At 72.3% G+C, this 26,939-nt stretch carries 18 protein-coding genes and 1 riboswitch; of the genes, 12 read left to right on the top strand and 6 right to left on the bottom strand.

Features of this window, described 5'->3' with window-relative positions; translation table 11 throughout:
- Positions 1 to 109: 109 nt before the first annotated feature.
- The 4 genes from IE239_RS17245 to IE239_RS17230 form a co-directional block, all read right to left on the bottom strand.
- A complete protein-coding gene (locus IE239_RS17245) occupies positions 110 to 790 on the bottom strand; it encodes a response regulator (protein WP_190150213.1) in 681 nt (226 codons plus the stop codon).
- Positions 787 to 2,490, bottom strand: a complete 1,704-nt coding sequence (locus IE239_RS17240) for an ATP-binding protein (RefSeq protein ID WP_190150212.1) — start codon at positions 2,488 to 2,490, stop codon at positions 787 to 789. The genes IE239_RS17245 and IE239_RS17240 overlap by 4 nt, the downstream gene beginning before the upstream one ends.
- 160 nt (positions 2,491 to 2,650) lie before the next feature.
- The gene (locus IE239_RS17235) at positions 2,651 to 3,592 is read right to left on the bottom strand and encodes a ferredoxin family protein (protein ID WP_190150211.1); all 942 of its coding nucleotides are present in this window, start codon (positions 3,590 to 3,592) and stop codon (positions 2,651 to 2,653) included.
- Positions 3,593 to 3,891: 299 nt separating this feature from the next.
- Positions 3,892 to 5,142 carry a citrate/2-methylcitrate synthase gene (locus IE239_RS17230; RefSeq protein WP_190150210.1) on the bottom strand — a complete coding sequence of 417 codons (1,251 nt, stop codon included), beginning with the start codon at positions 5,140 to 5,142 and terminating at the stop codon, positions 3,892 to 3,894.
- 235 nt (positions 5,143 to 5,377) lie between these two features.
- On the opposite strand from IE239_RS17230, the gene IE239_RS17225 reads away from it, so the two are divergent.
- Entirely contained in the window at positions 5,378 to 6,538 is a 1,161-nt protein-coding gene (locus IE239_RS17225) for a CobW family GTP-binding protein (RefSeq protein WP_190150209.1), read from the top strand.
- On the opposite strand, the gene IE239_RS17220 is transcribed toward IE239_RS17225, so the two are convergent.
- Positions 6,535 to 9,000: a DNA gyrase/topoisomerase IV subunit A gene (locus IE239_RS17220; protein ID WP_190150208.1), complete on the bottom strand. Its 2,466-nt coding sequence runs from the start codon at positions 8,998 to 9,000 to the stop codon at positions 6,535 to 6,537. The two genes, IE239_RS17225 and IE239_RS17220, sit on opposite strands and share 4 nt — an antisense overlap.
- 271 nt (positions 9,001 to 9,271) lie before the next feature.
- Here IE239_RS17220 and IE239_RS17215 point away from each other — a divergent pair, with 271 nt between their 5' ends.
- The 4 genes from IE239_RS17215 to IE239_RS17200 all read left to right on the top strand — a co-directional run bounded on the left by IE239_RS17215 (position 9,272) and on the right by IE239_RS17200 (position 14,065).
- Positions 9,272 to 10,621, top strand: coding sequence for a M16 family metallopeptidase (locus tag IE239_RS17215; protein WP_190150207.1), 1,350 nt, complete (start codon positions 9,272 to 9,274; stop codon positions 10,619 to 10,621).
- The gene (locus IE239_RS17210) at positions 10,618 to 12,006 is read left to right on the top strand and encodes a M16 family metallopeptidase (RefSeq protein ID WP_190150206.1); all 1,389 of its coding nucleotides are present in this window, start codon (positions 10,618 to 10,620) and stop codon (positions 12,004 to 12,006) included. Before IE239_RS17215 ends, IE239_RS17210 begins: the two co-directional genes overlap by 4 nt.
- Positions 12,007 to 12,227: 221 nt before the next feature.
- Positions 12,228 to 12,425, top strand: a riboswitch (cyclic di-AMP (ydaO/yuaA leader).
- Between the two features lie 14 nt (positions 12,426 to 12,439).
- Positions 12,440 to 13,183 (top strand): M23 family metallopeptidase, encoded by a 744-nt coding sequence (locus IE239_RS17205; RefSeq protein ID WP_190150205.1) that lies wholly within the window; start codon positions 12,440 to 12,442, stop codon positions 13,181 to 13,183.
- Between the two features lie 186 nt (positions 13,184 to 13,369).
- On the top strand, positions 13,370 to 14,065 hold the full coding sequence (locus IE239_RS17200) for a GntR family transcriptional regulator (RefSeq protein ID WP_190150204.1): 696 nt from the start codon (positions 13,370 to 13,372) through the stop codon (positions 14,063 to 14,065).
- A gap of 123 nt (positions 14,066 to 14,188) precedes the next feature.
- Here the strand turns inward: IE239_RS17200 and IE239_RS17195 are convergent, their stop codons facing one another.
- Complete coding sequence (locus IE239_RS17195) at positions 14,189 to 14,470, bottom strand: HPr family phosphocarrier protein (protein ID WP_069767459.1); 282 nt, start codon at positions 14,468 to 14,470, stop codon at positions 14,189 to 14,191.
- Positions 14,471 to 14,648: 178 nt separating this feature from the next.
- Here IE239_RS17195 and IE239_RS17190 point away from each other — a divergent pair, with 178 nt between their 5' ends.
- The 7 genes from IE239_RS17190 (at position 14,649) to ctaD (ending at position 26,938) form a co-directional block, all read left to right on the top strand.
- The gene (locus IE239_RS17190; protein ID WP_190150203.1) at positions 14,649 to 17,456 is read left to right on the top strand and encodes a bifunctional acetate--CoA ligase family protein/GNAT family N-acetyltransferase; all 2,808 of its coding nucleotides are present in this window, start codon (positions 14,649 to 14,651) and stop codon (positions 17,454 to 17,456) included.
- A 218-nt stretch (positions 17,457 to 17,674) separates the two neighbouring features.
- The gene (locus IE239_RS17185) at positions 17,675 to 18,271 is read left to right on the top strand and encodes a DUF5998 family protein (RefSeq protein WP_190150291.1); all 597 of its coding nucleotides are present in this window, start codon (positions 17,675 to 17,677) and stop codon (positions 18,269 to 18,271) included.
- Positions 18,271 to 19,461 carry an alkaline phosphatase family protein gene (locus IE239_RS17180; protein ID WP_190150202.1) on the top strand — a complete coding sequence of 397 codons (1,191 nt, stop codon included), beginning with the start codon at positions 18,271 to 18,273 and terminating at the stop codon, positions 19,459 to 19,461. Before IE239_RS17185 ends, IE239_RS17180 begins: the two co-directional genes overlap by 1 nt.
- Positions 19,462 to 19,519: 58 nt before the next feature.
- Entirely contained in the window at positions 19,520 to 20,167 is a 648-nt protein-coding gene (locus IE239_RS17175; protein ID WP_190150201.1) for a thymidine kinase, read from the top strand.
- A gap of 563 nt (positions 20,168 to 20,730) precedes the next feature.
- Positions 20,731 to 24,456: a hypothetical protein gene (locus IE239_RS42145; protein WP_229878142.1), complete on the top strand. Its 3,726-nt coding sequence runs from the start codon at positions 20,731 to 20,733 to the stop codon at positions 24,454 to 24,456.
- Between the two features lie 8 nt (positions 24,457 to 24,464).
- Positions 24,465 to 24,806, top strand: coding sequence for a hypothetical protein (locus IE239_RS17165; RefSeq protein ID WP_190150200.1), 342 nt, complete (start codon positions 24,465 to 24,467; stop codon positions 24,804 to 24,806).
- Positions 24,807 to 25,261: 455 nt separating this feature from the next.
- Positions 25,262 to 26,938, top strand: coding sequence for an aa3-type cytochrome oxidase subunit I (gene ctaD, locus IE239_RS17160; protein ID WP_268254516.1), 1,677 nt, complete (start codon positions 25,262 to 25,264; stop codon positions 26,936 to 26,938).
- Position 26,939 lies beyond the last annotated feature (1 nt).

Genomic DNA, 26,939 nt, shown 5'->3' with positions numbered 1-26,939 from the left:
AGCGCCGAGCGGCCGAGCGGCGCGGGGGCGCCGGGGCGGGGAAGGAACCGTGCTCTGGGAGGGCACGGTTCCTTCCCCACCCTTCCTTCCCCGCCACGAGGGCCGTGCCTCAGACGCGGGTCGCCCACACGTAACGGTGTTCCGGGCGGCCCGCGTCGCCGTACTTCAGGGTCAGACGGGCCCTCCCCGTGCGCTCCAGAAGCTTCAGATAGCGCTGGGCGGTCTGTCGGCTCACTCCGGTCCGGTCGGCGATCTCCTGGGCCGACAGGGGGCCGTCGGCGCTCATCAGCGACTGGCGTACGAGTGCGGCGGTGGTGGGGGAGTGGCCCTTGGGCAAGCCGGGCTCCGAAGGGGCGGACAACGCGCCGAAGATCCGGTCGACGTCGGCCTGCTCCGCCTCACCGCCGCCGTCCAGGGTGCGGCGCAGATCCGCGTAGGCCTCCAGCTTGGCCCGCAGACCGGCGAAGGCGAACGGCTTCACCAGGTACTGCAGCGCGCCCTGGCGCATCGCGGCCTGCACGGTCCCGACGTCCCGCGCGGCGGTCACCATGATCACGTCGGTGCGGTGGCCGAGCCGGCGCATCTCCTTGACGACCTCGAGGCCCGTCTCGTCGGGCAGGTAGTGGTCCAGCAGGACGAGGTCCACGCGGGGCGGAGTCGCCAGCCGGAGCAGCGCTTCGGCCGCGCTGTGGGCCTCGCCCGCGACATGGAAGCCGGGCACCTTCTCGACGTAGGCGGCGTTGACCCGGGCCACCCTGGTGTCGTCGTCCACGACCAGGACCTCGATCATCGCGACCCCTCCTCGGCGGCGCTTGTCGTCGGCGCGGCCAGGGCGGGTGCCGGACCGGGCCGCGGACCGGGTGGACCCGGCTGCGGACCGGGCTCGGTCAGCGCCTCGGGCAGGACGACGGTGAACTCGGCGCCCCCGCCGTCGGCTTCCCCCACCGTCGCGGCGCCGCCCTGCCGCTCCGCGAGCCTGCGCACCAGGGAGAGTCCGATCCCGCGCTTGCCGTGCGCGGGCGGCTTCTTCGTGGACCAGCCCTCCGTGAAGATCAACTCGTGTTGCCCGGCCGGAACGCCGGGGCCGGTGTCCCGCACCCGCAGCACGGCGGTACGGCCCTCGGCGCGCAGTTCGACCTCCACGCGCGCGTGCGGCTTGCCCGCGACGGCGTCGAGCGCGTTGTCCACGAGGTTGCCGACGACCGTGACCAGCCCGCGCGGGTCGATCAGCCGGTCGGGCAGCCGGGTCCGGTCGGAGACCCACAAGGCGACGCCCCGTTCGGCCGCGACGGTCGCCTTGCCCACCAGCAGGGCGGCGAGCAGAGGATCCCCGATCTTCTCGGTCACCTGCTCCGCGGTGGCCCGGTGATCGCCGACCACCTCGCCGACGAACTCCACGGCGTCGTCGTACATCTCGAGTTCCAGCAGACCCAGGAGCGTGTGCATGCGGTTGGCGTGCTCGTGGTCCTGGGCCCGAAGGGCGTCGATGAGACCGTGCGTCGAGTCGAGTTCCCGGCCGAGCTGCTCCAGCTCGGTGCGGTCGCGCAGAGTGGCCACGGCGCCCCCGTCGTCGGTCGGCATGCGGTTCACGACCAGGACGCGCTGGCCCCGGACGGCGATCAGGTCCGTGCCGGAGACCCGGCCGGCCAGCACGTCCGCAGTGCGTCCCTCGCCGAGTGCCTCGTCGGGCAGCCCGCCCACCGCCTCGTCGCCGATGCCGAGAAGACGCTGTGCCTCGTCGTTGAGCAGGCGGACGCGGCCGGCCCGGTCCAGGGCCACGACTCCCTCCCGGATGCCGTGCAGCATCGCCTCCCGTTCGGCGAGCAGCGCGGAGATGTCGGAGAAGGCCAGGTCCCGGGTCTGCCGCTGGACCCGCCGGGAGATGAGCCAGGCCGCCAGCGCGCCCACGGCGAGCGCGCCTCCGGCGTAGGCGAACAGGCCGGGGATCGCGTGGATGAGACGGGCGCGCACGCTGTCGTACTCGATGCCGACCGAGACCGCGCCGATGATCTTGTCGTTGCCGTCGCGCAGGGGCACCTTGCCGCGGGCCGAGCGGCCCAGGGTGCCACTGTCGATCTCCATGACCTCCCGGCCGCCCAGGGCCTGGCGGGGGTCCGTCGAGACGTGACCGCCGACCTGCTCGGCTGCGGGGTGCGACCAGCGGGTGCCGTGCAGGTCCATCACCACGACGTACTCGGCGCCGCTGGCCTTGCGGATCCGCTCGGCCTCCCGCTGCACCGGCCCCCCGACCGTCGGCCGCGAACGCTGGAGGTCCTCGGCGATCTGCGGCACCGCCGCGGTGGTCTGCGCGATGGCGAGCGCGCGGCGCATCGCCTGGTCGTCCAGCTGGTTGCCGAGCGGCGCGAGGAACAGTCCGGTGGCGAGCACCACCACTCCCGCGGCGATCGCCAGCTGCATGAGCAGGAGCTGCGAGAACATGCGCCGTGGCATTCCGAGGCGCAGGCGACGGGCGGGGGGAGTGGGGCTCATGCCCAAGACGGTACGCGGACAGGTCCGCACGATCCCAGGGGCGGGTGGTGTGGATCTCTTGACCAGCTCAAGAGGAAACGGTTCGGCCGCACCCGCGCGAGGACGGCGGGCCGCCGGGCAGCTGCCGCCGTGCACCGGGACAACCCTGTCCAGAGGTCGCTCAGCCCCGCGACGCCGCGCCCGTCAGCTCCCGCACCGCCACGACGTCCATCCGCCCGGGCGTACCGAGGACCGACGTTCCGCAGCTCTCCGGCCGGGGCGGCGACGAGACGCCCTGGTCCACCACGACCTCCCAGTGGCGTCCGTCCGCGTGGGCGACGGTCACCTCCCAGCGCGGCGCGTCCCCGGCGGTCCGCACGACGCTCAGCGCCTCCGCCGCGTCCTCACCGGTCGCCGTGCGCACCGCCAGCTCCGCCGCCTGGCCGGGCCGCTCCCAGGCGGATCGCCCCCGGCACCCTTGCAGGACGACCCGGCCCTCCTGGACACCGTGCAGGACCTCCGTGACGGTGTGCGCCTCGACGCGGCCGTACGCGTATCCGTGCGGCAGAACGAGCAGGGTGGGGGAGAAGCGGTGGCCTCCCAGATGGGTGACCTCCCAGGCGCCCCGCACCCCGGCGACGGCCAGTCGCGAGGCCAGCGGACGGCCGAGGAGCGCGCAGCAGCGGTCGCGTCTGCCGTTGGTGCAGACGAGCGCGAGCGGGTCGCCGGTATGGGGCCTGCCGCACAGCGCGTCGTCGAAGGTGCGGTGGTCGCCCCGGCCGAGCGCGGCGAAGTCGAGGTCCAGCAGCCGGCGCGGATCGTGGGTCGTGGCACCGTGCAGCCACACCCGTCCGGGGACGGTGTGGGCCGCGTACACCTGTCGCAGCGCCGGAGCACCGAAGTCCGCGTGGCGGCCGGGACGCCGGATGAGCGCGACACGCACCCCGGTTCCCTCCGCGGCCGCCTCCAGGGCGCGGCCCAGGGAGGGCTCCAGGTGGCTCGAGACCAGCGCTCTGGCGCCCCAGGGGCCGGGCTGCTCCAGGAGCAGCCAGGTGGTCGCCGTGGCCGCGGTTCCGGAGAGGGGCTCGTCGAGGTCCCGCGAGACGGTCGCGCACGTACTCACAGAGGTGAGCCTAACCTGACTCGGCTCGGAAACGACGGTCGGCCCGGTCGCGCGGCCGCCCATCGCGGCAGCGGGAGCACGCGTACGTGTGCCCGTGCGTGCGCCGTGACGCGGAGACTCCCCGTGGGCGCGGTGCGTCGCCCTCGTGGCGAAGGCTGCCACCAGGGCGCCCGGCGGATCGGCAGATCATGGCGGAGTCCCCGTCGAAATCCGGCCCTCGGCGTGCCCGGCCCCCGGCCTCTCGTCGACGTGCCAGGCCTCTCCTCGACCTCCCCGGCCTTTCGTCGACGTGCCCGGCCTCACTCCGGCAGCGGTCGTGGAGGTCTCGGGCCCACGTAGCGTCCGCTCGGGCGCATCCTCAGGGGGCGTTCGCCGTACTCCTCCAGGGCGTGCGCGATCCAGCCCGCCGTGCGGGCGACGGCGAAGATCGTCTCGCCGGCCGAGGCCTGCATGCCGCTCGACGCGGTGAGCACGGCGAGCGCCAGGTCCACGTTGGCGTGCAGCGGCACGTGGCGCGCGGTGGTGACCACGATGTCCCGGGCCGCGGCGAGGGCGGGCGCGGCTTCGGGGATCTCCTCCAGGAGGGCGAACAGGGCACGCGCGCGTGGGTCCTCGCCGGGGTAGAGGCGGTGGCCGAGACCGGGGACGCGACGGCCGGCCCGTAGCTCCTGCGCGATCACGGGCCCGGCGCTTCCGAGGTCCAGTACGTCGAGCAGCATGCGGTGGGCGAGCCCGGCGGCGGCACCGTGCATCGGCCCCTCGATCACGCCGAGGCCGGCAGACACGGCCGCGTAGGCGTGCGCGCGGGCCGAGGCGGCCACGCGCACCGCGAGCGTCGACGCGGCGAGATCGTGGTCGGCGAGCAGGCCCAGAGCCGTGTCGAGCACGTGCAACTGCGCCTCCCCGGCGGGCAGCCCGCTGAGCCGCGCCCACAGGCGGCCGGCGAGGGAGGCGCCGTCGCGGTGAGTGGGTCGCTTCGGAGGCAGGGCGGCGACCAGGGTGGGGAGCAGGACGCGCGCGGTGGCGAGCACCGCTTCCTCGGACAGGTCGAAACGCAGGGGGTCCGCGGCCGCGGCGGCGACGGCCGCCACCCGCAACCGGTCGACGGGGCCGGTGTGTTCGGGCAGTGCGTCCACGACGCGGCGTGCGGCCTCGACCGACGCCTCGGGCGCGGTGAAGGCGGCCCCTGCCTGGAGCCGGCCCGTCCACAGCCACTCCGCGACCTCCTCGTAGGAGTGCCGGGCGGTCAGCTCGACCGCGTCGACGCCCCGGAAGTAGTAGCGATCCTCGTCGATGAGCGTGAGGTGCGTGCGCACGGACGGTTCCGTCCCCGGACTCCCGGCGGCCTCGCGCCCGGTGCGCCGAGCGAGAGCCTCGACCTCCTGGGCGTCGAAGGTGCTGCCCCGGCCGCCGGGCGTGCGCCTGCTGCTCAGCCGTCCGCGGCTGACGTACGCGTACACGGTGTCGGGTTTCACCCCCAGCAGCTCGGCGGCCTCCCTGGTGCTCAGCCGTCGTTCGGGGTGGCCGGGGCCGGGTTCCTGATCACGCATGGGGGTCACCGTATCCGCAGGCGCAGGTGTGGATTCCGTGCCTGTGGACAACGGTGTCCGGGCGCGGGCCGAGCGCCGTCAACCCCGGGTCCCGGTGCGGGAATGCGGGGTGGACGAGGTCGGCAGGCGTGGACTCCGTGGGGTTCTCCGCGGCTCGTATCCTGGGCCGCAGTCCATCCTCGTGGGTGCGCCGGGCCGCGAACCGGCGCACGCGCAGGCGCAAGAGAGGTCGTACGTGTCACACAGGCGCAGTCCGCAGCAGATCCCGGTCGTCGTACTCGCCGGATTCCTCGGCTCCGGCAAGACGACCCTGCTCAACCATCTCCTGCACCGCAGCGGAGGCAGCCGGATCGGCGCGATCGTCAACGACTTCGGCGCCGTCGAGATCGACGCCATGGCCGTGGCCGGCGCGCTCGGCGACTCCACCGTCTCCCTCGGCAACGGCTGCCTGTGCTGCGCCGTCGACGCCAGTGAGCTGGAGGTCTACCTCGAGCGGCTCGCCCGTCCGGCAGTGGGCGTCGACGTCGTCGTCATCGAGGCCAGCGGTCTCGCCGAGCCGCAGGAACTCGTGCGGATGGTACTGGCCTGCGATCATCCGCGGATCGTGTACGGCGGACTCGTGGAGGTCGTGGACGCGGCCGAGTTCGACGACACCCGGGTCAAGCACCCCGAGATCGACCGGCACCTCGCCCTGGCCGACCTGGCAGTCGTGAACAAGCTCGACCGCGCCCCCGACGCCGGCCGGGTCCTCGGGCTGGTCCGCTCGCTGACCGACGGCGCCGCCGTGGTCCCCGCGACCTACGGCCGCATCGATCCCGAGTTCCTCTTCGACTGCAGGCCGAGTGAGGAGCGCATCGGGCAGCTGACCTTCGACGACGTGCACGACCACGGCGCGGACGGGCATGCCGACCATCTCCACACCGCCTACGACAGTCTCTCCTTCACCTCCGAAGTGCCCATGGGGCCGCGGCGGTTGATGGAGTTCCTGGACAGCCGTGCGGAAGGGCTGTACCGGATCAAGGGGTATGTCGACTTCGGTCCGCACGATCCGGCCAACCGGTACGCCGTGCATGCCGTCGGGCGCTTCCTCCGCTTCCACCCGGAGCCCTGGCCGTCCGGCGACCCCCGCCGCACCCAGCTCGTCCTCATCGGCTCCGGCATCGACGTCACCGCCCTCGGCGGGGCGCTGGAGGCCTGTGTGAGCGACGCCCCTCCTGCCGGCGAACACGACATGTGGGGCGTCCTGCGCTACGTCCAGGACCCCGAGGACCCCGAGGACCCCGAGGACCGCGAGGACCCGGGCGATCCCGAGGGCGCCGGGGAGCTCGGGGGATCCGGACCGTCCGCGGATCCCCGGGACCCGGCGTTCCAGCAGGCCGGAGGGGCCGGGACCTAGAACGGCCCCGCCACCACCGACACCGTCTTCGGCAGCGACACGCCCGAGCCGTCACGGCGCGGGTCGATCTCCGGGAGGTCGGCCGGCAGGCCGTTCTTCTGCGCCGCCTTGGCCGGGACAGGGCCCGCCCAGGCCAAGGACAGACAGTCCTCGCCCTTCAGGAACCGCTGGCAGCGGACACCGCCGGTGGCCCGGCCCTTGCGCGGATACTGGTCGAAGGGAGTGAGCTTGGCGGTCGTCTGGACCGAGTCGTCCAGGGTTCCCCGCGAGCCCGCGATGGTGAAGACGACCGCGTCCGCCGCGGGGTCCACGGCCGTGAACGAGATCACCTTCGCGCCCTCGGTGAGCTTGATGCCCGTCATACCGCCCGCCGGCCGGCCCTGCGGCCGCACCTGTGCGGCCTGGTAGCGCAGCAGTTGGGCGTCGTCGGTGATGAAGACCAGGTCCTCCTCACCGGTGCGCAGCTCGACGGCGCCGACGATCCGGTCGCCGTCCCGGAGGCCGATGACCTCCAGCTCGTCCTTGTTGGTCGGATAGTCGGGCACGACGCGCTTGACGACGCCCTGTTCCGTGCCGATGGCCAGACCGGGGGACGACTCGTCGAGCGTCGTCAGACAGATCACCGTCTCGTTGTCCTCCAGGGAGACGAACTCCGTCAGCGGGGCGCCGCCCGAGAGGTTCGGCACCGACGCCGTGTCGGGGAGCTGCGGCAGATCGACGACGTTGATCCGCAGCAGGCGGCCCGAGGAGGTGACCGCGCCGATCTCCCCGCGCGCGGTCGCCGGGACGGCCGAGACGATCACATCGTGCTTGGTGCGCCTGCCGTTCGTGTCCTCGGAGTCCTCCGCGAAGGGCTCGGCGTTCGCGGTGCGGGCCAGCAGGCCGGTGGAGGACAGCAGCACACGGCAGGGGTCGTCGGCGACCTGCAGGGGCACGGCGGCGGCCGTGGCGCCCGAGGACTCCAGCAGCACCGTACGGCGATCGGTGCCGAACTTCTTCGCCACGGCGGCCAGTTCGGCCGAGACCAGCTTGCGCAGCTCCGCGTCCGACTCCAGGATCCGGGTCAGCTCGGCGATCTCCTCGTTGAGCCTTTCCTTCTCCGCCTCCAGCTCGATGCGGTCGAACCGGGTCAGCCGGCGCAGCGGTGTGTCCAGGATGTACTGCGTCTGGATCTCCGACAGCGAGAAGCGCTCCATCAGGCGTTCCTTGGCCTGCGCGCTGTTGTCGCTGGAGCGGATCAGCCGGATCACCTCGTCGATGTCGACGAGCGCCGTGAGCAGGCCTTCCACCAGGTGCAGCCGGTCGCGGCGCTTGGTGCGGCGGAACTCGCTGCGCCGGCGCACCACGGTGAAGCGGTGGTCGAGGTAGACCTCCAGCAGTTCCTTCAGGCCCAGCGTGAGCGGCTGGCCGTCCACCAGTGCCACGTTGTTGATGCCGAAGGACTCCTCCATCGGCGTCAGCTTGTAGAGCTGCTCGAGGACCGCCTCCGGCACGAAGCCGTTCTTGATCTCGATGACCAGGCGCAGGCCGTGCGCGCGGTCGGTGAGGTCCTTGACGTCGGCGATGCCCTGGATCTTCTTCGAGCCGACGAGGTCCTTGATCTTGGCGATGACCTTCTCGGGGCCCACCGTGAAGGGCAGTTCGGTGACGACCAGGCCCTTGCGGCGGGCCGTGACGGTCTCCACCGCCACCGTGGCGCGGATCTTGAAGGTGCCGCGGCCGCTCTCGTAGGCGTCCCTGATGCCCGAGAGGCCGACGATCCGGCCGCCGGTGGGCAGGTCGGGGCCCGGGACGAACTTCATCAGGGCGTCGAGATCCGCGCCGGGGTAGCGGATCAGATGACGCGCTGCCGCGACGACCTCGCCCAGGTTGTGCGGCGGCATGTTGGTGGCCATGCCGACCGCGATCCCGGAGGCGCCGTTGACCAGGAGGTTCGGGAAGGCGGCGGGCAGCGCGACCGGCTCCTGCTCCTGGCCGTCGTAGTTGGGCGCGAAGTCGACCGTGTCCTCGTCGATCGACTCCGTCATCAGGCTCGTGGCAGCGGCCTGGCGGCACTCCGTGTACCGCATGGCGGCGGGCGGGTCGTCGTTGCCCAGCGAGCCGAAGTTGCCGTGGCCGTCGACCAGCGGCAGCCGCATGGAGAAGGGCTGGGCCATCCGCACCAGGGCGTCGTAGATCGACGCGTCGCCGTGCGGGTGCAGCTTGCCCATGACCTCGCCGACGACACGGGCGCACTTGACGTAGCCGCGCTCCGGGCGCAGGCCCATCTCGTTCATCTGGTAGACGATGCGGCGGTGCACCGGCTTCAGACCGTCACGGGCGTCCGGCAGGGCGCGGGAGTAGATGACCGAGTACGCGTACTCGAGGAAGGAGCCCTGCATCTCGTCGACGACGTCGATGTCGAGGATGCGCTCCTCGTACGAGTCGTCGGGCGGCGGGGTCTTCGTGCTGCGGCGGGCCATCGCTGCCGGCTCCTTGCTGGGGCGTGTGACGGGATCTGATGCGGACCATTGTGGACCGTGGCACTGACAGAGCGGGCGAGGACCCGGCGTCGGCCGCCCGGGCCCGCACGCAGAGGTTTCTCCTCCACGGCTGCCCGCAGGCTACGCGATCTCGCTCTCGGCGTACGTCGCCCGGGAACTTCGCCGACCGTCCGCACGCTTGCATACAGTGGCAGGACCGGCAGGAAAACCGCGGTTTCGACGACCGCGTCCGCGATCGGAAGGGACGTACATGCCCATGGGTCACACGGCCACAGCCCAGGCAGGCTCCGGGGGCCTGACAGCGACCGAGCACCGCCTGGCCAACGGCCTGCGCGTGGTGCTGTCGGAGGACCACCTGACCCCCGTCGCGGCGGTGTGCCTCTGGTACGACGTGGGCTCACGCCACGAAGTCAAGGGGCGTACCGGCCTTGCTCACCTTTTCGAGCACCTGATGTTCCAGGGCTCCGGCCAGGTCAAGGGCAACGGGCACTTCGAAATGGTCCAGGGCGCGGGCGGATCGCTCAACGGCACCACCAGCTTCGAGCGCACCAACTACTTCGAGACGATGCCCGCGCACCAGCTGGAGCTCGCGCTCTGGCTGGAGGCCGACCGTATGGGCTCCCTGCTCACGGCGCTCGACGACGAGTCCATGGAGAACCAGCGCGACGTCGTCAAGAACGAGCGCCGTCAGCGCTACGACAACGTCCCCTACGGCACGGCCTTCGAGAAGCTGACCGCTCTCGCCTACCCGGACGGCCACCCGTACCACCACACGCCGATCGGCTCGATGGCCGACCTGGACGCGGCGACGCTGGAGGACGCGCGCGCGTTCTTCCGCACTTACTACGCGCCCAACAACGCGGTGCTCTCCGTGGTGGGCGACATCGACCCGGAGCAGACCCTGGCCTGGGTCGAGAAGTACTTCGGTTCCATCCCCGGCCACGACGGCAAGCCCGCGCCCCATGACGGCGGACTGCCCGACGTCATCGGCGAGCAGCTCCGCGAGGTCGTCGAGGAGGAGGTGCCGGCCCGTGCCCTGATGGCCGCCTACCGGCTGCCGCAGGACGGCACGCGCGCGTGCGACGCCGCGGACCTGGCGCTCACCGTCCTCGGCGGCGGCGAGTCCTCCCGCCTGTACAACCGGCTGGTGCGCCGCGACCGTACGGCTGTGGCAGCCGGCTTCGGCCTGCTGCGGCTGGCCGGCGCACCCTCCCTGGGCTGGCTGGACGTGAAGACGTCCGGCGACGTCGAGGTGCCCGTCATCGAGACCGCCATCGACGAGGAGCTCGCCCGGTTCGCCGAGGAGGGCCCCACCACCGAGGAAATGGAGCGCGCGCAGGCCCAGTTGGAGCGCGAGTGGCTCGACCGGCTCGGCACGGTCGCCGGCCGCGCGGACGAACTGTGCCGCTTCGCCGTCCTGTTCGGCGACCCTCAGCTCGCCCTCACCGCCGTCCAGCGCGTGCTGGACGTGACGCCCGAGGAGGTGCGGGAGGTCGCCGAGGCCCGCCTGCGCCCCGACAACCGTGCGGTGCTCGTCTATGAGCCGACCGCCGCCGAAGCCCCCGCCGACCAGGACGAGAACGAGGAGGCGGCCCGGTGACCGAGCTCGCCACGATGGACTTCCACCCCCAGCCCCGGGCGGGCGAGGCCAAGCCGTGGGCGTTCCCGGCGCCCGAGCGCGAGACGCTGGACAACGGCCTGACCGTCCTGCGCTGCCACCGCCCCGGCCAGCAGGTCGTCGCCGTGGAGATCCTCCTCGACGCACCCCTGGACGCCGAACCGGCCGGCCTCGACGGCGTCGCCACGATCATGGCGCGCGCCTTCTCGGAGGGCACCGACAAGCACTCGGCCGAGGAGTTCGCCGCGGAGCTGGAGCGCTGCGGCGCCACCCTGGACGCGCACGCCGACCACCCCGGCGTCCGGCTCAGCCTCGAAGTGCCGGCCTCCCGCCTGGCCAAGGGCCTCGCTCTGCTCGCCGACGCCCTGCGCGCACCCGCGTTCGCCGACAGCGAGGTGGAGCGCCTCGTCCGCAACCGCCTGGACGAGATCCCCCACGAGCTGGCCAACCCCGCCCGGCGCGCCGCCAAGGAGCTCTCCAAGGAGCTGTTCCCGGCCACCGCACGCATGTCGCGCCCGCGCCAGGGCAGCGCGGAGACGGTCGAGAAGATCGACTCCGCCGCCGTACGCGCCTTCTACGACCGGCACGTCCGCCCGGCGACGGCCACCGCCGTGGTCGTCGGCGACCTCACCGGAGCCGGCCTGGAGACGCTCCTGAGCGACACCCTGGGCGTCTGGACGGGATCCTCGGCCGAGCCGCGGCCCGTGCCGCCGGTGACCGCCGACGACACCGGCCGGGTCGTCATCGTGGACCGTCCCGGCGCCGTCCAGACACAGCTGCTGATCGGCCGCATCGGCGCCGACCGGCACGATCGCGTGTGGCCCGCGCAGGTGCTCGGCACGTACTGCCTCGGCGGCACCCTCACCTCCCGCCTGGACCGCGTCCTGCGCGAGGAGAAGGGCTACACCTACGGCGTCCGCGCCTTCGGGCAGGTCCTGCGGTCCGCGCCGGACGGCTCGGGCGCCGCGATGCTCGCCATCAGCGGCTCCGTGGACACCCCCCACACCGGTCCCGCGCTGGACGACCTGTGGAAGGTGCTGCGCACCCTCGCCGCCGACGGCCTCACCGACGCCGAGCGCGACGTCGCCGTGCAGAACCTGGTCGGGGTGGCACCGCTGAAGTTCGAGACCGCCGCTGCCGTGGCGGGCACCCTCGCCGATCAGGTGGAGCAGCACCTGCCCGACGACTTCCAGGCGACGCTGTACCAGCAGCTCGCGGCGACGGGCACGGTGGAGGCCACCGCGGCGGCCGTCAACGCCTTCCCGGTGGACCGGCTGGTGACGGTCCTGGTGGGCGACGCGGCGCAGATCAGGGAACCGGTCGAGGCGCTCGGCATCGGCGAGGTGAAGGTCGTCTCCGCGGAGTAGCCGGGCAACGGCCCGCGCGTGCAGGGGTCCTGGCCGACGCGAGCGTCACCAGGGCCCCCACGTGAGGGAATTGAGTTCCCCGTGTGTCCGAATTGAGGGGGAGTCGCCTGTCTGTGCTGTGGGATGCGCTACAAAACCCGGGATTCGTTTGAGCAGGGAAACCCGCGCCGTTTAGCTTCATCCGGGCTGTTCGTCAGGCACTGCGCCGCACCCGCGGCAGCGGACAGTCATCGCCGAGTCCCCGCATGGCGCGAGCCAGGGGAGCCGGGGACCCTCCCTCCTGTCGCCGTCTTCGCGGCCGGAGGGGCCCAGAAGTCCCTGGGGTGAATCGGACGCCCGCGCGAAGGCGAGGGGGTCCGTAGGAGACCTTCCTGCTCCGAACCCGTCAGCTAACCCGGTAGGCGAGAGGGAAGGAAAGGACACCGCTGACTTCATGGCGTTCACCTGCGCCCCCGGGAAGCATCGTCGGCCCAGCCGGATGCAGCGCACCACCACCCGCGCGGCAGGCGTCGCGGCGCTCACCACCACCGGTGTGATGGCCACCGTCGCCGCCGCCCCGGCCTTCGCCGCCGAGCCCACCCCCGAGCAGACCGGGCTGATCCCCGTCGTCACCGCCGGTGAGGCCGTCGTCGAGCAGATCGACGACCAGGTCGCCGTGCAGAAGCAGGCCGCCTTCGAGGAGGCCGCCCGCCAGGCAGCCGCCAAGAAGGCCGTGGAGGAGCGCGAGGCACGCGTGCGCGCCGCCCGCGAGGCCGAGCGCAAGCGCCTGAACACCTTCGTGATCCCGATCACCGGCTCCTACGTCTCCACCGGATACCAGGCCGGCAGCTCCCTGTGGTCCTCCGGCAGCCACACCGGCGTCGACTTCCACGCGGCAAGCGGCACCACCGTGCACGCGGTCGGCTCCGGCACCGTGGTCGAGGCGGGGTGGGGCGGGGCCTACGGCAACCAGGTGGTCATCCGGATGACCGACGGGACGTACACCCAGTACGGCCACCTGTCGTCCATCGAGGTGTCGGTCGGACAGCAGGTCACTCCGGGGGAGCGCATCGCCCTCTCCGGCGCGACCGGCAACGTCACCGGCCCGCATCTGCACTTCGAGGCCCGTACCACCCCGGAGTACGGCTCGGACATGGACCCGGTCGCCTATCTCCGTAAGCACGGCGTGAACGTCTGACGACGCACGACGGCAGATCGTCCGGCCCCGGCCCTCAGGCCGGGGCTTTGCCGTTTCCCGGGGCGGCCTGTCCAAAAAATATCCATGGATTCCGGCCCGCCATCGGAAATTCCCGTTCATTGCAATAGAGTCGCTGGACACGCGTCATTCGTCGACGTTTCACGGGGATTAAGGCGGAGGTCCGTCATGCGTATTCCGGCGCACTCGGTGTGCACAGCCGTCCGGGACGACATCGTCGCGGGCGTCTACGAGCGCGGCAGCCGCCTCACCGAGGAACTCCTCGCCCGCCGCTACGGCGTCTCCCGCGTCCCCGTCCGGGAGGCGCTGCGCACACTGGAGGCCGAGGGCTTCGTGGTCACGCGGAGGCACGCGGGCGCGTGCGTCGCGGAGCCGACCGAGCACGAGGCCGGCGACCTGCTGGAGATGCGCATGCTGCTGGAGCCGCTCGGCGCTTCCCGGGCCGCTCAGCGGCGCACCGAGGCCCATCTGAAGGTGCTTCGCGGACTCGTCCGGCTGGGCCAGGAGCGGGCCAGGAGGGGCAGCAGCGGCGATCTGCGCTCCCTGGGCGGCTGGTTCCACGAGACGCTCGCCCAGGCCTCCGGCAGCCCCGCTCTGGCGTCGATGCTCACCCAGCTGCGCCACAAGATCGCCTGGATGTACACGGTGGACGCCCCGGCCGACCCGGTGGAGTCCTGGGCGGAGCACGGCGCGATCGTGGACGCGGTGACGCGCGGGGACGGGGAGCGCGCACGGGCGATCACGGCGCTGCACGCCGAGCGCTCGACGCCGGCGCACCGGCTGCGCTTTTCCGGCGGCCCGGAGCGCGTCGACCGTGTGAGAACTTCGCAACCTCCCGTAAACATGTCGGGTCTGCGGAATTAACGCGAGGGCCGTATACAAAGAAGGGGATAATTCGCGGGGGATTATTTCCGCTGCCCGGGAACGGGAAATGTGAAGGGCTCGCCCGATAATTCGGACGAGCCCTTCACCGGAACCGGCGACCGCTCAGACGGTCTCGGGGAGTTCCTCGAGGCCCTCGGCGACCAGCTTGGCCAGTCGGTCGAGGGCCACGTCCGCACCCTCGGCGTCGGAGGCGAGGACGATCTCCTCGCCGCCCTGGGCGCCCAGGCCGAGGACGGCCAGCATGGAGGCCGCGTTGACGGGGTTGCCGTCGGCCTTGGCGATCGTCACGGGGATGCCTGCGGCCGTGGCGGCCCGGACGAAGATGGAAGCGGGGCGGGCGTGAAGGCCCTCGGCCCAGCCGACGTTGACGCGGCGCTCAGCCATGTGATGCTGCCCTTCGGGGTTCAGGTTGTCTAGACCAGTGTTCCACACGTGAAGCGTGTGAGGGAGAGTCCGTCTCGCCCTCTCCCGGTGTGGTCGTCGGATCGCGGCCTCGACCCGACGTACGTCCTCCACAGACTGCCGTGCGCCGTTGTCCTGCGCGAGCCGTACTGTGGGGCCCATGCAGAGCGCGTCGGACCGGCACGAGTACCCCGCCCACTGGGAGGCCGACGTGGTGCTGCGCGACGGCGGCACCGCACGCATCCGCCCCATCACCGTCGATGACGCAGATCGCCTGGTCAGCTTCTACGAGCAGGTGTCGGACGAGTCGAAGTACTACCGCTTCTTCGCGCCCTACCCGCGCCTGTCCGCAAAGGACGTCCACCGCTTCACGCACCACGACTTCGTGGACAGGGTGGGACTCGCGGCCACGGTCGGCGGCGAGTTCATCGCCACCGTACGCTACGACCGGATCGGGGCCGACGGCATGGCCGCCTCCGCGCCCGCCGACGAGGCCGAGGTCGCCTTCCTGGTGCAGGACGCCCACCAGGGGCGCGGGGTCGCCTCGGCGCTCCTCGAGCACATCGCGGCCGTCGCACGCGAGCGCGGCATCCGCCGCTTCGCCGCCGAGGTGCTCCCGGCCAACACCAAGATGATCAAGGTGTTCACGGACGCCGGCTACACCCAGAAGCGCAGCTTCGAGGACGGCGTCGTCCGCCTCGAGTTCGACCTGGAACCCACCGAGCGCTCCCTCGCCGTGCAGCGCGCGCGGGAGCAGCGCGCCGAGGCGCACTCCGTGGGACGGCTCCTGGCGCCGGGCTCCGTCGCCGTCCTCGGCGTCGGACGCGCCCCGGGCGGCGTCGGCCGCAGCGTCCTCGGCAACCTCCGGGAGGCCGGGTTCACCGGCCGCCTGTACGCCGTGAACAAGGCATTCCCCGAGGACCTGAAGGAACTCGACGGGGTGCCCGCCCACCGCTCGGTGCGTGAGATGGAGGCGCCGGTCGACCTCGCGGTCGTCGCCGTCCCCGCCGAGCACGTGCCCGAGGCCGTGGCGGAGTGCGGCGAGCACGGAGTGCAGGGGCTCGTCGTCCTCTCCGCCGGCTACGCCGAGAGCGGCCCCGACGGACGCGAGCGCCAGCGCCGGCTGGTGCGCCAGGCGCGCGCGTACGGCATGCGGATCATCGGGCCCAACGCCTTCGGCGTCATCAACACCTCCCCGCAGGTGCGGCTGAACGCGTCCCTCGCCCCGGAGATGCCGAGGGCCGGCCGGATCGGCCTGTTCGCCCAGTCGGGCGCCATCGGGATCGCCCTGCTGTCCCGTCTCCACCGGCGCGGCGGAGGCGTCACCGGCGTCACCGGCGTGTCCACCTTCGTCTCCTCCGGCAACCGTGCGGACGTCTCCGGCAACGACGTCCTGCAGTACTGGTACGACGATCCCGACACCGACGTCGCCCTCATGTACCTGGAGTCCATCGGCAACCCCCGCAAGTTCACCCGCCTCGCACGGCGCACGGCGGCGGCCAAGCCCCTGGTCGTCGTCCAGGGCGCCGGTTCCGCCCCGCAGGGCCATGCCGTGCGGGCGACCCGCCTGCCGCACGCGACCGTGTCGGCGCTGCTGCGGCAGGCCGGCGTGATCCGCGTCGACACCATCACCGAGCTGGTCGACGCAGGCCTGCTGCTGGCCCGCCAGCCGCTGCCGCCGGGACCGAGGGTCGCGATTCTCGGCAACTCCGAGTCGCTCGGACTGCTCACCTACGACGCCTGTCTCTCCGAGGGGCTGCGTCCGCAGCCGCCCTCGGATCTGACCACGGAGGCCTCGGCGGAGGACTTCCACGCGGCACTGGCGCGGGCGCTGGCCGACGAGACGTGCGACGCGGTGGTGGTGACGGCGATCCCGGCGATCGGTGAGCGCTCGCCCGGGGACGCGGAACTCGCGCAGGCCCTGCGCTCGGCCGCGGCCGCGGCTCCCGCCAAACCGGTCCTCGTCGTGCACGTGGAACTCGGCGGCCTCGCGGCGGCCCTGTCGGCCGCCACGAGCACCGCACCGCGCGCGGAAGGCGCCGCACGCGCGCGTGCGGAGGCCGGGCCCGCCCCCCGGCCGGCCGCCGTCGAGGCGCCCGAGGGGGCACACCTCATCCCCGCCTACCCCGCCGCCGAACGCGCCGTCCGCGCCCTCGCCGAGGCGGTGAAGTACGCCCAGTGGCGCCGCGAGGCCGCCGACCCCGGCAAGGTCCCCGAGTACGACGACATCGACGAGAAGGGCGCCGCCCGACTGATCGCCGGGCTCCTCGCGCGCGGGCAGGGCCTCACCCTCGGCGCCGAGGAGACCTGCGAGCTGCTCGGCCGCTACGGCATCCGCACCCGCCCGGCGATCCCCGCGCCCACCCCCGAGGAGGCCGTGCGGGCCGCGGGCGCGCTCGGCTACCCCGTCGCCCTCAAGGCGACCGCCCCCCACCTGCGGCACCGGGCCGATCTGGGGGGAGTGCGTCTGGATCTGGCCGACGAGGAACAACTGCGCAGGGCGTACGCCGAGTTGACGGAGCTCTTCGGCGCGCCGCAGGAACTCCGGCCGGTCGTCCAGGCGATGGCGCCGCGCGGGGTCGACACGGTCGTGCGGGCGGTCATCGACCCCGCGGCGGGAGCGGTGCTGTCCTTCGGGCTCGCGGGGGCCGCCTCGCAGCTGCTCGGGGACATGGCACACCGGCTGGTCCCGGTCACCGACCGCGACGCCACGTCGCTGATCCGCTCCATCCGCACGGCTCCGCTCCTGTTCGGCTGGCGCGGCTCGAAGCCCGTCGACACCCCGGCCCTGGAAGAGCTCCTGCTGCGCGTCTCGCGGCTGGTCGACGACCACCCCGAGGTCGTCGCCGTCACCCTGGAGCCGGTCGTCGTCGCCCCGCACGGGGTCAGCGTCCTCGGCGCGTCGGTCCGTCTCGCGCCCCCGCCCGCGCGCGACGACCTCGGCCCGAGGACCCTGCCGGCCTACTGAACGGCCCGGACGGGACACCCGCCCCGGGCCCCGACGGCGGAACGGCCGGACATCGCCGAAGCGTTCCGTCCCGGGCACGCGTGCGAGGAGCCGCCGCCCGGACGGCGCGCCGACCGGGCGGACGCGGCCCGCGGACGCTCGCCGGAACGGACCGCGGCCGCCCCGGGTCCGTCCGGGCGCCCCTGAGCGGTGCCTCGCAGTCAGTGGGTCCCCGTAGGATGGAGGGCATGGCCAAGACCAGTACGACGACCCAGGGGCTGCGCGCGGCGATCGAGCGCAGCGGCTACTACCCGGCCCTCGTGGCCGAGGCGGTGGAGGCCGCCGTGGGCGGCGAGCCGATCCGGTCGTTCCTGGTCCACCAGGAGACCACGTTCGACCAGAACGAGGTGCGCCGGCATGTGACCGTGCTGGTGCTCACCGGCAACCGCTTCATCGTCAGCCACACCGACGAGCAGGCCGCCGACAGCACCTCCCCGACGCCCTACGCGACGACGTCCACGGAGTCCGTCAAGCTCGCCAGGATCTCGTCGGTCGTGCTCAGCCGGGTGGTCGCCAACCCGGAGTCGTACACGCCGGGCGCCCTGCCGCGCGAGGTCGTGCTCACCATCGGCTGGGGCGCCGTCTCCCGCCTCGACCTGGAGCCGGCCGCCTGCGGCGACCCCGACTGCGACGCCGACCACGGCTACACGGGCAGCTCGACGGCGGACGACCTCAGCCTGCGCGTCAGCGAGGCCGGGGACGGCCCGGAGACGGTGCGCCAGGCCCTGGCCTTCGCGCAGTCGCTCTCCGAAGCCACCGCGGACGTCACCCGCTGATGGACCGGTCCGCCCTCTGGGACTTCCCCGAACCGCTCGTCGTCGGCTCCGCCCCCGTCCCCGAGTACGGTTCCGGCTCCCTGGCCGACCTGCTGCCCACGCTGGCGGCGGGCATGGCCGTGCCCGGGATGACCGCGGCGATCCCGGAGCTCGCCCCCGCGGACCGCAACTGCGTCTTCCTCGTCGACGGCCTCGGCTGGGAGCAGATCAAGGCCCACCCCGACGAGGCGCCCTATCTGCACGCGCTGCTCGGCAGCTCGCGCGGCGGCACCGGACGCCCGCTGACCGCCGGCTACCCGGCGACCACCGCGACCTCCCTCGCCTCCGTCGGCACCGGCCTCCCGCCGGGCGCGCACGGGCTGCCCGGCTACACCGTGCGCAACCCGGACACCGGCGAGCTGATGAACCAGCTCCGCTGGCAGCCGTGGACCGCGCCGGGGAAGTGGCAGCCGTACCCGACCGTGTTCCAGCTCGCCCACCAGGCGGGCGTGCACGCCGCCCAGGTGTCGTCCCCAGCGTTCCAGAACACCCCGCTGACCAAGGTCGCGCTCAGCGGCGGAACGTTTCACGGGCGGCTCACCGGCGAGGAGCGCATGGACCTCGCCGCCGAACAGCTCGCCGCAGGCGACCGCTCCCTCGTCTACACCTACTACGCCGAACTGGACGGCGCGGGGCACCGCTACGGCGTCGCCTCCGACACCTGGCGCGGTCAGCTCATGCACGTCGACCGGCTCGTCCAGCGTCTCGCCGAGCAACTCCCGCCGCGCAGCGCGCTCTACGTCACCGCCGACCACGGCATGATCGACGTGCCCTTCGACGAGGAGCACCGCATCGACTTCGACGCGGACTGGGAACTGCGCGCCGGCGTCGCCCTGCTGGGCGGCGAGGGCCGCGCCCGCCATGTCTACGCCGTGCCGGGCGCCGCGGACGACGTGCTGACCTGCTGGCGCGAGGTGCTCGGCGAACAGTTCTGGGTCGCCTCGCGCGACGAGGCGATCACGGCGGGCTGGTTCGGTCCGCAGGTCGACGAGCGGGTGTACGGCCGCCTCGGCGACGTGATCGCGGCCGCCCGGGACGACGTCCTGATCATCGCGTCGGAGCGGGAGCCCAAGGAGTCGGCGATGGTCGGCAACCACGGTTCGATGACCCCTGCCGAGCAGTTCGTCCCCCTGCTCGAAGTACGCTCCTGAAGCCGGAACCGTCTCCCGCCGTTGTCCCTCTCCTTGACCGAAAGGCGCTCGACTCCCCATGCCCGAGCTGGTGTTCTTCTCCGGAACCATGGACTGCGGGAAGTCGACACTGGCTCTCCAGATAGAGCACAACCGCTCCGCCCGCGGTCTGCAGGGCATGATCTTCACCCGTGACGACCGCGCGGGCGAGGGAAAGCTGTCCTCCCGCCTCGGTCTGGTCACCGACGCGGTCGAGGTCGAGGACGGCCAGGACCTGTACGCCTATCTCGTCGACCACCTCTCGCAGGGCCGCCGCGCGGACTACGTGATCGCCGACGAGGCGCAGTTCCTGGCCGAGGAGCAGATCGACCAGCTCGCGCGCGTGGTCGACGACCTCGGCGTCGACGTCTACGCCTTCGGCATCACCACCGACTTCCGGTCCAAGCTGTTCCCCGGTTCCCAGCGGCTCGTCGAACTCGCCGACCGCGTCGAGGTACTGCAGGTCGAGGCGCTGTGCTGGTGCGGAGCCCGTGCCACGCACAACGCCCGCACGGTGGGCGGCGTCATGGTCGTCGAGGGCGCGCAGGTCGTCGTCGGCGACGTCGACCAGGCCGACACGATCGGCTACGAGGTCCTGTGCAGGCGCCACCATCGTCGCCGCATGACGAGCGCTTCCGTCCGGGCCGGCGCGCTCTCGCCGGACGTCCTGCCGGTGGCCTCCGACTGAGCGCGGTCGGCCCCGTGGGGCGCGGTTCACCGCGGCCGTGGTCCGCGGAGCCTCTCGGTCTCCGCCCGCACGGGGTGTCCCGTCAGGTGCGCCGAGACTCGCCGTCCGGACGACCGGCAGACATCGCGTCGCACGGTGAGTTCATGCGGCGGCCCAGGTCGTTCCCCGCTAACTTGCCGGAAATGCAGCACATATGACGTGCCGTCACCTGGTCGTCTGCTTGATCCCGGGATGTGTGGGTGCGCCCGCAGGGGGGCGCGATCATCCACCCTGCCGTATCCGGGAAAGCCCTTTCGCAAGCCCTTTCGATGTGCCAGGCTCTGTGCGTTCAACGGGGGAAGAGGGCGGCCGTCCACTCCTGACCACTGTGACGGCCTTGCCCGATTCATTGAGATTCTTCACGTGCTGCGTGGTGCCGTCATGCCCGCCGTCAGCTTTCCGTGGGGCCGTCATGATGTCACGGATGCCCGCTTCCTCCCGATCGCCCATGCGACGTGAGGAGCCACATGCTCAGACACCGACGGTTAAGACGAGGACTGGCAGGCACGGCGCTGACCACCGCTGTGTCCCTGCTCACCGGCCTGGCGTACGCTCTGCCCGCCCAGGCGGCCGACCCGCTCCCGGACAACGGCGCCGGGGCCCGCATCACCTTCGGCCAGGGCCCGCGCGCCGACCGCTGTGAGGTCGGCCATGCCCTCCACATCGGCGGCGCCACGGTCAAGGCCGCCGCGACGAAGGCCCTGAACGGCACCGACGCCGACCTCGCCGCCGCCCTGCTGCGCAAGGACAACATCTATCCGAGCCTCCTGGACGACGCCCTGCGCGCCGACCGGGCGAGCGCCGTCGCCTACGTCCAGGGGGCCGACGCCCGCAAGAAGGGCTGGGAGGCCGCGAACCGCCCGTACGCGATGAGCGCGACCGGCGCCACCGGGATGTCCCTGATCTCCCCCGAGTTCGACGCCGGCATCAAGGCGTTCACCCTGGGCCCGCAGGAGGCGCTGTACGACACGTTCGGGCAGGACGGCCGCAGCGCCCCGAGCGCCGCGTCCCTGGACGGCGCCCGCAAGCTCGCCGCGTCCCTGAAGGGCAAGAGCCCGGCGGGCGACGACCAGCTCGCCGACTTCACCCTCTATCCGGGCAACGTCGAGGGGCCATTCAACTCCATCACCTCCAGCGACATCGCCCGCTATCTGCGACAGGGCGGCTTCCCCACCCAGGCCCCGGCCGACGGCTCGCCCGAGTACCGCACGGAGGTGGAGTCCCTCAAGGTCTCCTGGGCCGGCTGCGACAGTTGGAACCCCCAGGACCCGCGCCGTGTCCTCGCCCCGGTGACGGCCGCCGCCTACGCGGAGTGGGAGCAGGAGTACGCCGGGCAGGCCAAGCCGCGTGCCGACATCATGGCCGCCGAGGGGAGCGCCGCCGCGCAGGCGCAGAAGGCCACCGACGCGATGATCGAGTCGATCGGCCAGGCGTGGCTGGCCGACCAGATCCTCACCTGGCAGAAGTTCTGGGCCGGCAAGCCCGCCGACGAACCCGGGCGCCCCGCCAAGAGCCTGTTCACACAGGCCGCGACGGACCTGACCAAGGCCCGCGACAAGGCCGCCGCCCAGGTCACGCTGGCCAATGCCGCGGTCACGGCCGCCAAGACCGCCGCCGACAAGGCCGCCGCCGCCCAGACCAGCGCGTACGCCATCGCCGACGCCGCGAGGACGCCACGCGGCCGGGGTCTGCTCTACGCCCAGCAGTCGGTGCAGGTCGTGAAGGCCTCGTACGCCGCGACGCAGGCCGCCGCGAAGGCCACACAGACCGCGCTGAACGCGGCCAAGGCGACCGTCGCCGACAGCAAGGCCCAGCTCGCGCTGTCCCAGACGCAGGCCCACGCGATCAACACCGAATTCCGTCGGGCCGCCGCCGAGGAGGCCGCCGCCCAGGCGAAGGCCGCCGCGGACGCGGCCGACGCCCAGGCCAAGGAGGCGGCGGCCAACGCCGCCAAGGCCAAGACCGCGCAGACCACCGCCGAGGCCGCCGAGAAGACGGCGCAGGCCGGGGCGGCGACCGCGAAGGCGGCCCGTGCCACCGCCGAGGCCGCCGCCGCGACCGCCGGGGCCGAGCACGCCAACGCCACCCGTGAGCGCGCCAAGGCGGAGGCCGCCGAGACCCGGGCCAAGCAGGACCAGGCCACGGCGGCCTCGGCCCGTTCCGCCGCCGAGACCTCGGGCGCCACCGCCGAGGAGGGGTACGCCACCGCGATCGCGGCCCAGCAACGGGCGTACGAGGCCAAGAACCGGGCGAAGGACGCCGCCCGCGACAAGCAGGCCGCGCTCTCCCGCGCCGCCGCGCTCGAATCCGCCGCCGCTGCCGCCGAGGGCACCGCTGCCGCGCAGGAGACCCGGGCCGCCGCCACCGAGGCGCGCGCCGCCGCGAACACGGCGACATCCGCCGCGGCCGACGCCCAACAGGAGGCCGACACCGCGACCACCGCGGCCGTCGCCGCCCGCGCGGCGTCCATCAGGGCCGACGGGGCGGCGTACCGGGCGGAGTCGGCGGCACAGACCGCCCAGGCCGCTTACCGGACGACGCATGCCGCCGCGGTCACCGCGCACGCCGCCGCCGCCACCGCGATCGAAGCGGCAGCAGCCGCGCAGAAGAACGCCGAGAACGCGGAGGTGGAGGCCAAGAAGGCCGCCGCTGCCGCCGTCACCGCGCGCACCGAGGCCACCGCCGCCCGTTCCGAGGCTGACAAGACCGCCTCCTGGGCGGCCGTCACCGCCGGTTACGCCTATGCGGCGGCCGAGCACGCCACCGCCGCCCGCGACTCGGCGGCCGAGGTGATCAAGCCTGCCAACGAGGCCGTCAACATCGGCACCGCGTACAAGGAGACGGACTCCTCCGCCGCGTTCGCCGTCCTCGTCGGCCAGACCTCGCTGACGCTGTCCGAACAGCAGGCCGCCGCCGCGAAGGCCAAGTCCGACGATGCGGCCAAGGCCGCCGCCACCGCGAAGGCGCTCGCCGACAAGGCCGCCGCCGACGCCAAGGCTGCCGCGAAGGCAGCGGCGGCCGCCGCCGCCGACGCCGCCCGCGCCGCAGCGGCGGTCGCCGCCGCACGGGTCTCCGCGGCAGCCGCCGCGAAGTCCGCCGAAGCCGCGAAGAAGGCTGACGCCGGCGCCCAGGAGTACGACCGCCAGGCCGGCTCCGACGCGGCCTACGCCCAGTCCGCCGCCTACACCGCACGGGCCGAGGCGACCGCCGCCGACAGCGAGGCCACCGAGGCCGAGCGCGACGCGGCAGGTGCTCGTTCCGCCGCGAAGGCCGCCGACGCCGACGCCGCGAGCGCGCGGGCCACGGCGACCGAGGCGGAGGACGACGCCACCGGCGCCGAGGCCGCGGCCAAGGACGCGCAGGGCTCCGCCGAGGAGGCCGACGCCGCCGCCGACTCGGCGGAGGAGGAGTACCGCAAGCGGGTCGAGGCGGACCGCGCCTCCGCCGCGACGGGAAGTCCCGACTCCGGTCCCGGCCTGTCCGCGAGCGACGAGGCGCTCCTGCTCAAGGAGTGCGGCCAGTCCTGCGTGGACGACTACCGCTCCGCGAAGGCCCTCGCCTCCCTGGACGTCATCGACTGGGTCAAGCAGAACGGCGCGGACATCCTCCTGGAGTTCATCGGGGAGAAGGACCTCAAGCGCTGCCTGGGCTCCGGGGACGTCGTGAGCTGCCTGTGGACCCTCGTCAACGCCGCCGGCCTCGTCCTCGCCGTCGGTAAGATCCCGGCGCTGGGCAAGGCCATCGCCAAGGTCGGCAGCGGTATCGCGAAGTTCCTCGACGACACGGTCCAGGCGAAGCACACCCTGGACCGGCTGCGCAAGCTGCTGGAGATCCTGCGCAAGGGGCAGGCGCCGGCGCAGTGCCTGCTCACCCTCGCCGACGACATGCTGGGCCTCGCTCCGGCCGCGGCCGCGCGCAAGGCGTTCTCGGCGTCGGCGGCTCCCGAGGCGAAGTTCTGCATGAAGTCCCTCGTCGGGAAGGACAAGAGGCTCAAGGAACTGGCCGAGCAGGCGGGCCGGGACCAGACGGTCCAGCGCGATCTCAACAACATGTTCCAGAAGCTGATGTCGGGCAACCTGAATTCCGGCACCGGCACCAAGGCGCTCTTCGGCAACGTCAGGTACGCCCGCAGTGCGCACGGCGCGCGGCTGTTCTACCGGAAGACGGGTGACACGATCGAGGTCCTCGGCAAGTCCGACAAGAAGAACGAGGACGACGTCATCGCGAGGCTGAAGAAGCTGTATGGATGAGGAGTCGCATGGACATCGAGGTCGATGAGCCGTTCTGGACGGTCCGCAGGCCCGAACTCACCTTCCGGTTCACGGTGGAGACGGGCGACGAGCCCGGGACGCTCGACGACGGCGATGTGCTCGTCACCGGCCCCGGCGGCAAACGCTGGTTCGCCGTAGTCCTGGCCATGAGCAAGATCCAGGAGATCCTGGACCGGTGTCGCGACACCGGTGAGAACCTGAACGGGACCTACCTCTGGATGAAGGGTCTCGTCATCGTCCGCGAACCCGGCGTGGAGTCCATGGTCCTGGCCGTGGAGGACCTGTACGACACGTACGGCACGCTGGACGGCACCCTGCCGAGCCTGTGAACAAGCGCCCGCCCGCCCCCTCCGCGGGGCGGGCGGGCGTTTTCCGGGCAGGGGAAGGCGCATGGTCTCCGGAGCGGTTCGTCGTGTGCGGGCCTCGCGTCGTCGGTGCCGTCGCCCGGCGCTCCCGGCTTCCTGGCGCCTCTCGATCGGTGCTCAGCGGCCCGCGAGGGCTGGGCAAGGCGAGGGCTGGGCAAGGCGAGGGCTGGGCAAAGCGAGGGCTGGGCAAGACGATGCGCGCCGGGCCGCTCAGCGGCGCGAAAAGGGATGTTCGACCCTGTCCGAGGGGCTTCGGAGGGGCTGTTCGGCCCTATCCGGCCCCGGTACCCCACAGCTGATCATGTGACGGCGGCCGCGAAGAGCCAGGTCTGCATCCCGCACCTCGGCACTTCCGGCTCGTCGTTGCACGAGACAGATAGGGAGGACGCCGTCCGGTGGACGAGGCACAGATACAGCAGATGGGGACCGAGCGGCCGCACGCCGCGGTCGCCGTGGCCGACGAGGCATCCGGACGGGCGGAGCACACCTCGGGCGGATCGTCGTGGACGGACTGGCTGACGACCACCGACCACAAGAAGATCGGGACGATGTACCTGGTCACCGCGTTCGTCTTCTTCGTCGTCGGCGGTGTGACGGCCCTGCTGATGCGCGCGGAACTGGCCCGGCCCGGTCTGCAGATCATGTCGAACGAGCAGTTCAACCAGGCGTTCACCATGCACGGCTCGATCATGCTGCTGATGTTCGCGATGCCGCTGTTCACCGGCTTCGCCAACTGGATCATGCCGCTGCAGATCGGCGCCCCGGACGTGGCGTTCCCGCGGCTGAACATGCTCGCCTACTGGCTCTTCCTGTTCGGCTCGTCGATCGCCGCGTTCGGGTTCCTCACCCCGGGCGGCGCCGCCGACTTCGGCTGGTTCCTGTACGCGCCGCTGTCCGACGCCGTCCACTCGCCGGGCCTCGGCGCCGACCTGTGGATCATGGGCGTGGCGCTGTCGGGCTTCGGCTCGATCGCCGGTGCGGTCAACTTCATCACCACGATCATCTGCATGCGCGCACCGGGCATGACCATGTTCCGGATGCCGATCTTCGTGTGGAACGTGCTGCTGACCGCGGTGCTGGTCCTGATCGTGTTCCCGGTCCTGGCTGCGGCCCTGTTCGCCCTGGAGTGCGACCGCAAGTTCGGCAGCCATGTCTTCGACGCGGCCAACGGCGGCGCGTTGCTGTGGCAGCACCTCTTCTGGTTCTTCGGCCATCCGGAGGTGTACATCCTGGCGCTGCCGTTCTTCGGGATCGTCTCCGAGGTGATCCCCGTCTTCTCCCGGAAGCCGATGTTCGGCTACATGGGCCTGATCGGCGCGACGATCGCGATCGCGGGCCTGTCGGTGACGGTGTGGGCGCACCATATGTACGTCACCGGCGGCGTTCTCCTGCCGTTCTTCTCCTTCATGACGTTCCTGATCGCGGTGCCGACGGGCGTGAAGTTCTTCAACTGGATCGGCACCATGTGGAAGGGCTCGCTCAGCTTCGAGACGCCCATGCTGTGGACCACGGGCTTCCTCATCACCTTCGTCTTCGGCGGCCTCACGGGCGTGATCCTGGCCTCGCCGCCGATGGACTTCCACCTCTCCGACTCGTACTTCGTCGTCGCGCACTTCCACTACACGGTCTTCGGCACGGTCGTGTACGCGATGTTCGCCGGCTTCCACTTCTGGTGGCCCAAGTTCACCGGCAAGATGCTCGACGAGCGCCTCGGCAAGATCACCTTCTGGACGCTCACGGTGGGCTTCCACCTGACCTTTCTCGTCCAGCACTGGCTGGGCGCGGAGGGCATGCCCCGCCGGTACGCCGACTACCTGGCCGCCGACGGCTTCACCGCCCTCAACACCCTGTCCACGATCGGGTCGTTCCTGCTGGGCCTGTCGATCCTGCCGTTCTTCTACAACGTCTGGAAGACCGCCAGGTACGGCACGCCGGTCGAGGTCGACGACCCGTGGGGCTACGGCCGTTCGCTGGAGTGGGCGACCTCCTGCCCGCCCCCGAGGCACAACTTCACCAGGCTGCCGCGGATCCGGTCCGAGTCGCCGGCCTTCGACCTCCACCACCCCGAGATCGCCGCGGCCGAGGCGGTGAGCTGAG

The sequence above is a fragment of the Streptomyces humidus genome, from assembly GCF_014649655.1.
Taxonomy (GTDB): domain Bacteria; phylum Actinomycetota; class Actinomycetes; order Streptomycetales; family Streptomycetaceae; genus Streptomyces; species Streptomyces humidus.
This window is presented reverse-complemented; position numbering and strand designations above follow the sequence as displayed.

Bases quoted from the DNA above. Each gene is read 5' to 3' on its own strand.
- IE239_RS17245 (WP_190150213.1), bottom strand. From the start codon at position 790: ATGATCGAGGTCCTGGTCGTGGACGACGACACCAGGGTGGCCCGGGTC.
- IE239_RS17240 (WP_190150212.1), bottom strand. From the start codon at position 2,490: ATGAGCCCCACTCCCCCCGCCCGTCGCCTGCGCCTCGGAATGCCACGG.
- IE239_RS17230 (WP_190150210.1), bottom strand. From the start codon at position 5,142: ATGCGTGATCAGGAACCCGGCCCCGGCCACCCCGAACGACGGCTGAGC.
- IE239_RS17220 (WP_190150208.1), bottom strand. From the start codon at position 9,000: ATGGCCCGCCGCAGCACGAAGACCCCGCCGCCCGACGACTCGTACGAG.
- IE239_RS17215 (WP_190150207.1), top strand. From the start codon at position 9,272: ATGCCCATGGGTCACACGGCCACAGCCCAGGCAGGCTCCGGGGGCCTG.
- IE239_RS17205 (WP_190150205.1), top strand. From the start codon at position 12,440: ATGGCGTTCACCTGCGCCCCCGGGAAGCATCGTCGGCCCAGCCGGATG.
- IE239_RS17200 (WP_190150204.1), top strand. From the start codon at position 13,370: ATGCGTATTCCGGCGCACTCGGTGTGCACAGCCGTCCGGGACGACATC.
- IE239_RS17195 (WP_069767459.1), bottom strand. From the start codon at position 14,470: ATGGCTGAGCGCCGCGTCAACGTCGGCTGGGCCGAGGGCCTTCACGCC.
- IE239_RS17190 (WP_190150203.1), top strand. From the start codon at position 14,649: ATGCAGAGCGCGTCGGACCGGCACGAGTACCCCGCCCACTGGGAGGCC.
- IE239_RS17185 (WP_190150291.1), top strand. From the start codon at position 17,675: ATGGAGGGCATGGCCAAGACCAGTACGACGACCCAGGGGCTGCGCGCG.
- IE239_RS17180 (WP_190150202.1), top strand. From the start codon at position 18,271: ATGGACCGGTCCGCCCTCTGGGACTTCCCCGAACCGCTCGTCGTCGGC.
- IE239_RS17175 (WP_190150201.1), top strand. From the start codon at position 19,520: ATGCCCGAGCTGGTGTTCTTCTCCGGAACCATGGACTGCGGGAAGTCG.
- IE239_RS17165 (WP_190150200.1), top strand. From the start codon at position 24,465: ATGGACATCGAGGTCGATGAGCCGTTCTGGACGGTCCGCAGGCCCGAA.
- ctaD (WP_268254516.1), top strand. From the start codon at position 25,262: ATGGGGACCGAGCGGCCGCACGCCGCGGTCGCCGTGGCCGACGAGGCA.